Raw genomic sequence first — 7,004 nt, 5'->3', positions numbered from 1 at the left:
CCCGCCGCTCGGGTGTTGGCCAATCACGACGGTTCTCACCGACCAGTGGCTGTCGTCGGACGCGACCCCCGCGTCTCCAGCGAGATGCTGGAAGCTGCCGTGGTCGCCGGTCTGACTTCGGCCGGCGCCGATGTGCGGCTGGTCGGAGTGCTGCCCACCCCGGCGGTGGCCTACCTGACGCAGCTGTATGCCGCTGACCTCGGAGTGGTGCTGTCAGCCAGCCACAACCCGATGCCCGACAACGGCGTCAAGCTGTTCGCCCGAGGCGGGCAGAAGCTTCCCGACGACCTCGAGGCCGAGATCGAGGCCGAGATCGAGGCCGGCTGGCGCAAGCCCCGCCCGACCGGATCGGCGATCGGCCGGGTCACGGCGTCCGAGCACGGGGCAGCGCAGTACGTCGCGCATCTGCTGGCCGCGGCGCCGGCCTCGCTGGCCGGCATCAAGGTGGTCGTGGACTGCGCCCACGGGGCGGCGTCCTCGGTGGCCGGCGACCTGTTACGCCGGGCCGGCGCCGAGGTGATCGTGGTGGCCGGCGAGCCGGACGGGGAGAACATCAACGACGGCGTCGGCTCCACCCACATCGACTCGCTGGCCGCGATCGTGCTGCAGCACCAGGCTGACCTCGGCATCGCCCTCGACGGTGACGCCGACCGCTGCCTGGCAGTCGACGCGGCCGGCGCCGTGGTCGACGGCGATCAGATCCTGGCGATCTGCGCTCGCTCGTTGAAGGACCAGCAGTTGCTGGCCCAGGACACCGTGGTGGCCACCGTGATGAGCAATCTCGGCTTTCACCACGCGATGCGCGAGGCCGGCATCAAGGTGCTGACCACCGCGGTGGGCGACCGCTACGTCCTGGAGAGCCTGCTGAGCAACGGCCTGAGCCTGGGCGGCGAGCAGTCCGGCCACGTGATCTTCACCGACGCCGCGACCACCGGCGACGGCCTGCTCACCGCGCTGCGGCTGATGTCGTGCATGGCCGCCAGCCGGCAGCCGCTGAGCGAGCTGGCCGCGATCGTGCAGCGGCTGCCGCAGGTGATGATCAACGTCCGGGTCGCCGACCGCGAGACGGTCGCGGCCTCACCCGATGTCCGGGCGGCGGTGTCGGCCGCCGAAGCCGAGCTCGGCGAGGACGGTCGGATCCTGCTGCGGCCCTCGGGCACCGAGCAGCTGGTCCGGGTCATGGTCGAAGCCGCCAGCCAGGAGCGCGCCGAGCAGATCGCGCGCCGGGTGTCCGAGGTCGTCGGCGCCGTCTAGCTGTTAGCCGCGCCACCTCCTCGGCGATCTGGAACCGAGCCCGCGGGCGCGGGCGTTGGACCCAGAGATGACTGACTCGACCACCAAGCCAGATAACCAGTCCAAACCAGACACCAAGCCCGAGCAGCTGTCGCTGTCGCTCACCCAGGTGCTGGCCAGCGTGCTCGCCGCGGTGAGCGCCTCGATGGCCGCCTCGGTGTTCGGGGTGGCCGGCACCGTGATCGGCGCGGCCCTGGGCAGCGCGATCACCGTGGTGGGCAGCGCTGTCTATGCCCGGTCCCTCAAGCGCTCTCGTGACGCCGTCCGGCTGACTCTCGGGGTGGCGGCGGCCAGGCGCCAGGGCGTCCGCGGGCCGGAGCCGGCGACTCCCCCAGGGGACCCCGACATTCAGCCGGACGAGCGAGACATCCGGCCGGACGAGCGAGACATCCGGCCGGACGAGCGGCGTCCGCCGGTCGGGCGCGGCCCGGGGCGCCGGCTGCGGGTGGCGCTCACCCCGCAACGGCTGGCCGCAGGCGTCGCCGCGTTGTTCGTGCTGACACTGGGCCTGATCACCGGCTTCGAGTTGCTGACCGGAAAGCCGGTGGCAGCCAGCATGGACGGCAAGCAGGGCTCCGGGTTGAGCGTCCTGGGCGGCGTCGAGGGCTCGGCCGAGGTCAGCACTCCGTCGCCGGTCAGCCCGTCGCCCACCAGCCCCACGTCGGGCGCCAGCTCACCGGGCACCGCGGCGCCGACTCCCACCGTGACGGTGACCTTCACCCCGCCCGCCGACTCATCCCCGGCGCCCCTGACCACCCCGCCGACCACCCCGTCCGCGACCCCGTCGCCCACCGCGTCCGCGACGCCCACCGCGCCGGCCGGCAGCGGTTCGGCCGTCCCGTCGCCGGCTGCCAGCGCGCCCGGGGCCGTCGGAACATCCGGCGGCGGTTGACCCGCTCGGCTTCACATCTCCCGTACGCTCTAGCGCATGTGCGGCATCGTTGGTTACGTCGGTCCCAGGTCTGCCCTCGAGGTGGTGATGCAGGGGCTGCGCAGGCTGGAGTACCGCGGTTACGACTCCGCCGGTGTGGCGGTGATCAGCGAGTCCGGTGAGCTGAGAACGGCCAAGAAAGCCGGCCGGATCGAGAACCTGGACGCCGAGTTGGCCTTGGCCGCCGGCCAGTCCGATGACGCCGACGGCCCGATGGCCGGGCACACCGGAGTCGGGCACACCCGCTGGGCGACCCATGGGGCGCCCAATGACCAGAACGCCCACCCGCACTCCGACGCCACCCACCGGATCGCCGTGGTGCACAACGGGATCATCGAGAACTTCAGCGAGCTGCGCTCAGGGCTGGAGTTCGCCGGGGTGGAGCTGGTCTCCGAGACCGACTCCGAGACCGTCGCGCACCTGGTGGCCGCCGAGCTGGACGCCGGCGCGCCAGGCCTGGCCGAGGCCGTCCGACGGGTCTGCTGCCGGTTGCAGGGCGCCTTCACGCTGGTGCTGCTGGACCGGGACCACCCCGAGACAGTGGTCGGCGCCCGGCGCAACTCCCCGCTGGTGCTCGGGCTCGGCGAAGGCGAGAACTTTCTAGGCTCGGACGTGGCGGCCTTCATCAGCTACACCAAGGAGGCCGTGGAGCTCGGCCAGGACCAGCTGGTGGAGATCTCCCGCGAGGGTTACCGGATCATCGACTTCGACGGCGTGGGAGTCGAGGGCAAGCCGTTCACCATCGACTGGGACCTCGCCGCCGCCGAGAAGGGCGGCTACGACTACTTCATGCTCAAGGAGATCCAGGAGCAGCCGACCGCCGTCGCCGACACCTTGCGCGCGCACTACCTGGACGGCCGGATCGCCCTGGACGAGCAGCGCCTGGACAGCTCGGTGCTGCGTGAGGTCGACAAGGTCTTCGTGGTCGCCTGCGGCTCGGCCTACCACGCCGGCCTGATCGCCAAGCACGCCATCGAGCACTGGACCCGGATCCCGGTCGAGGTCGAGATGGCCTCGGAGTTCCGCTATCGGGACCCGGTGCTGGACCAGCAGACCCTGGTGGTGGCGATCAGCCAGTCCGGCGAGACCGCCGACACCCTGGAGGCGGTCCGCCACGCCAAGGAGCAGCGTGCCACCGTGCTGGCCATCTGCAACACCAACGGCGCGCAGATCCCGCGCGAGGCCGACGCGGTGCTCTACACCCATGCCGGCCCCGAGATCGGGGTGGCGGCCACCAAGACCTTCAGCGCCCAGGTGACCGCGGTGCTGATCCTCGGGCTGGCGCTGGCCGAGGCCCGGGGCACCAAGTACGGCGACGAGATCGCGGCCGAGTACGAGGCGCTGCAGGCGATGCCGGCGCTCATCACTGAGACCCTGACGGTGATCGAGCCGGTCCGGGTGCTGGCCCGTGAGATCGCCGACTCCAAGGCGGTGCTGTTCCTGGGCCGTCACGTCGGCTACCCGGTGGCCCTGGAGGGCGCGCTGAAGCTCAAGGAACTGGCCTACATGCACGCCGAGGGCTTTCCGGCCGGCGAGTTGAAGCACGGCCCGATCGCCCTGATCGAACCAGGCCTGCCGGTGGTGGTGGTGATGCCGTCTCCGGTCGGCCGGCCGTTGCTGCACCAGAAGATGCTGTCCAACATCGCCGAGATCTCCGCCCGCGGCGCCCGCACCATCGTGCTCGCCGAGCAGGGCGACCTGATGGCTGCCAAGCACGCCGCGCACCTGATCGAGCTGCCCGTCGCGCCCACCCTGCTGTCGCCGTTGCTGACGACGATCCCGCTGCAGGTCCTGGCGGCTGAGATCGCCCAAAGTCGAGGATTTGACGTCGACAAGCCGCGTAACCTCGCGAAGTCGGTCACCGTCGAATAGGTTCGCAGTCGTGAGCCCAGCTGCGCAGACCTCAGTCGACGTCCTTATCGTCGGAGCGGGCCCCGTCGGCCTCTTCGGCGCCTACTACGCCGGAGTCCGGGGGCTGTCGACCGCCATCCTGGATTCGCTGCCCGAGCCGGGCGGCCAGATCACCGCGATGTACCCGGAGAAGGCGATCTTCGACGTCGCCGGCTTCCCGGCCATCCGGGGGCGGGAACTGGTGTCGAACCTGGTCGCCCAGGCCGCGCCGTTCAACCCTGAGTACCTGCTCGGTGAGCAGGCCATCGGCCTGGAGCGCGGTGAGGACTTCGTCGTCACCACCTCCTCCGGCCGACGGGTGCGCTCGCGCTCGATCATCGTCACCGGCGGGATCGGCACCTTCACCCCCCGGCCGCTGCCCACCGGCGAGGACATGCTGGGCCGCGGGGTGGTGCACTTCGTGCCCGACCCCGATGAGTACATCGGCCTGGACGTGGTGATCGTCGGCGGCGGCGACTCGGCGGTGGACTGGGCGCTGCTGCTGGAGCCGATCGCCAAGTCGGTGGCCCTGGTGCACCGGCGAGCCGCCTTCCGGGCGCATCCGCACTCGGTCGAGGTCATGCAGGCCACGTCCGTCCGGGTGATCACCGACGCCCAGGTCACCGCGGTGCTCGGAGACCCGGTGAGCGAGGTGCAGGTCAGCGTCGACGGCCAGCTCAGCTCGCTGCCCTGTGACCGGCTGGTCGCCGCGCTCGGGTTCATCGCCAACCTGGGGCCGCTGCTGGAGTGGGGCCTGGAGATCCAGCAGAAGCGGCACGTCGTGGTGGACACCACCATGGCGTCCTCGGTGCCCGGGGTGTACGCCGCCGGCGACATCTGCGAGTACCCGGGCAAGGTGCGCCTGATAGCGACAGGATTCGGCGAGGTGGCCACCGCGGTCAACAACGCCGTCCGCTACATGGATCCGACGGCCTCGGTCTTCCCGGGCCACCTGTCCGACTACGCTCCGCCCGGCACGCTGGGTGCGCCGGGCACCCCGACCACCGTGCCCGGGTGATCATCGGGGTCGGCATCGACGTGGTGCCGGTCGCGCGGTTCGACTCGGCCAGCGTGCGCACCAAGCGGCTGATCGAGCGGCTGTTCACCCCGGCCGAGCGGTTCACCGCGCACGGAGTGGCCCGGACCGCGGAATCGCTGGCCGCCCGCTTCGCCGCGAAGGAGGCGGTCGCCAAGGCGATGGGCTCACCCGGCGGCATGTCCTGGCACGACGCCGAGGTGGTGGTCGAGGACAACGGACGGCCTCGCCTGGTCATCGCAGGCACCGTCGCCCGCAAGGCCGAGGAGCTCGGAATCCGCAGCTGGCACCTGTCGCTGTCCCATGACGGTGGGATCGCCTCGGCCGTCGTCATCGCGGAGGGCTGATGCAGGGGGTGTGGCCGGTCGAGCAGATCCGGACCGCCGAGCGGCAGGTGCTGGCCGGCCTGCCGGACGGAGCGCTGATGGCCCGGGCGGCCAGGGCCCTCACCGTCGAGGCTGTCTCGATGCTCGGTTTCAGCTACGGCGCCCGGGTGGTGCTGCTGGTCGGCCCCGGCTACAACGGCGGCGACGCGCTGTACGCGGGCGCGGAGCTGAGCCGGCGCGGAGTGGCGGTGCAGGCGGTGCTGGCTGACCCGGGCAAGGCGCACCCCGGCGGGTTGGCAGCTCTGCGTGGCGCGGGCGGGCGTCAGGTGGCGCTGGCCGAGGTCGGGCCCGCCGACCTGATCGTGGACGGCCTGCTGGGCATCGGCGCCCGCGGCCCGGTGCGCGAGGCCTTCCTCCCGCTGGTGCGCTGGAGCCTGGACTCGGCAGCCCCCGTGCTGTCCGTCGACCTCCCTTCCGGAGTGGACCCCGACACCGGCGCCGTCGCCGGGCCGGCGGTTCGAGCGGCGACCACCGTCTGCATGGGCGCGCTGAAAGCCGGCCTGCTGGTCGGCCAGGGCCGGTCGCACACCGGCCGGCTTCGCCTGGTCGACCTCGGTTTGGGCGGGCAGCTGCCTGAGCCGCGACTGCGCCGTCTGGAACGCCAGGACCTCCTCCTGCCGGCCACGGGCCCGCTGGATGACAAGTACACCCGCGGAGTGGTCGGGGTGGCGGCCGGCTCGCGGGCCTATCCCGGCGCGGCCCAGCTGTGCGTCGGCGCGGCGCGCCTCGGCGGCGTGGGGGCGGTGCGCTACGCCGGCCACGCGGCCGCCGAGGTGGTCAGGCGCTGGCCCGAGGTGGTCGTCTCCGACAGCGTCTCCCACGCCGGCCGGGTGCAGGCCTGGGTGCTCGGACCGGGGCTGGGCGACACCGCCGAGGCCGTCGAGTCGCTGGAGCAGGTGCTGGCCAGCGACGTCGCGGCGGTGGTCGACGCCGACGGGCTGAACCTGCTGGTCCAGCGCCGGGACCTGCTTGCCCGACGCTCGGGTGCCACCGTGCTGACCCCGCACGACCGCGAGTTCGAGCGGCTGTTCGGCGAGATCGGCGAGGACCGGATCGAGGCCGCCCGGCGGGCTGCGCGCGAGGCCGGCGCGACGGTGCTGCTCAAGGGTTTCGCCACCATCGTGGCCGAGCCCTCCGGGCTCTGCTATCTGAACCCGGTCGGGGCTCCCGCGCTGGCCACCGCCGGCAGCGGCGACGTCCTGGCCGGACTGATCGGCTCGCTGCTGGCGGCCGGCCTGGCGCCCGGTCTGGCAGCGGCCACCGGCGCCTACCTGCACGCGGCCGCCGGTGCGCGCGCCGCGGCGGCCGGGCCGGTGGTGGCCGGAGACCTGATCGGCGCGCTGCGCCAAGAGATCGGCGCGCTGCGCCAGGAGATCGGCGCGTTGCGCGAGGAGATCGGCGAGCTGCGGGACAGGCCGGCGGACTCGGCCGCGACTGAGGGTCACAGCTGAGCGTCACAGCGTCCCGG

The 7,004-nt window shown here is 72.4% G+C and carries 6 protein-coding genes; all 6 read left to right on the top strand.

Annotated features, from left to right (window positions below; genetic code table 11):
* Positions 1 to 1,254: phosphoglucosamine mutase (glmM, locus tag VGB75_12870; GenBank protein HEY0167926.1), on the top strand; the 1,254-nt coding region annotated here is incomplete at its 5' end.
* A gap of 67 nt (positions 1,255 to 1,321) precedes the next feature.
* Positions 1,322 to 2,185 (top strand): hypothetical protein, encoded by an 864-nt coding sequence (locus tag VGB75_12865; protein ID HEY0167925.1) that lies wholly within the window; start codon positions 1,322 to 1,324, stop codon positions 2,183 to 2,185.
* A gap of 36 nt (positions 2,186 to 2,221) precedes the next feature.
* Entirely contained in the window at positions 2,222 to 4,096 is a 1,875-nt protein-coding gene (gene glmS, locus VGB75_12860; GenBank protein HEY0167924.1) for a glutamine--fructose-6-phosphate transaminase (isomerizing), read from the top strand.
* Between the two features lie 10 nt (positions 4,097 to 4,106).
* The gene (locus VGB75_12855; protein ID HEY0167923.1) at positions 4,107 to 5,132 is read left to right on the top strand and encodes an NAD(P)/FAD-dependent oxidoreductase; all 1,026 of its coding nucleotides are present in this window, start codon (positions 4,107 to 4,109) and stop codon (positions 5,130 to 5,132) included.
* Positions 5,129 to 5,497, top strand: coding sequence for a holo-ACP synthase (locus VGB75_12850; protein HEY0167922.1), 369 nt, complete (start codon positions 5,129 to 5,131; stop codon positions 5,495 to 5,497). Before VGB75_12855 ends, VGB75_12850 begins: the two co-directional genes overlap by 4 nt.
* Positions 5,497 to 6,987, top strand: coding sequence for an NAD(P)H-hydrate dehydratase (locus VGB75_12845; GenBank protein HEY0167921.1), 1,491 nt, complete (start codon positions 5,497 to 5,499; stop codon positions 6,985 to 6,987). The genes VGB75_12850 and VGB75_12845 overlap by 1 nt, the downstream gene beginning before the upstream one ends.
* Positions 6,988 to 7,004: the final 17 nt, after the last annotated feature.

It is taken from the genome of Jatrophihabitans sp. (assembly GCA_036399055.1).
In the GTDB taxonomy this organism is placed as follows: domain Bacteria; phylum Actinomycetota; class Actinomycetes; order Mycobacteriales; family Jatrophihabitantaceae; genus Jatrophihabitans_A.
This window is presented reverse-complemented; position numbering and strand designations above follow the sequence as displayed.

Coding starts and splice junctions, on each gene's coding strand:
- VGB75_12865 (HEY0167925.1), top strand. CDS start 1,322: ATGACTGACTCGACCACCAAGCCAGATAACCAGTCCAAACCAGACACC.
- glmS (HEY0167924.1), top strand. CDS start 2,222: ATGTGCGGCATCGTTGGTTACGTCGGTCCCAGGTCTGCCCTCGAGGTG.
- VGB75_12845 (HEY0167921.1), top strand. CDS start 5,497: ATGCAGGGGGTGTGGCCGGTCGAGCAGATCCGGACCGCCGAGCGGCAG.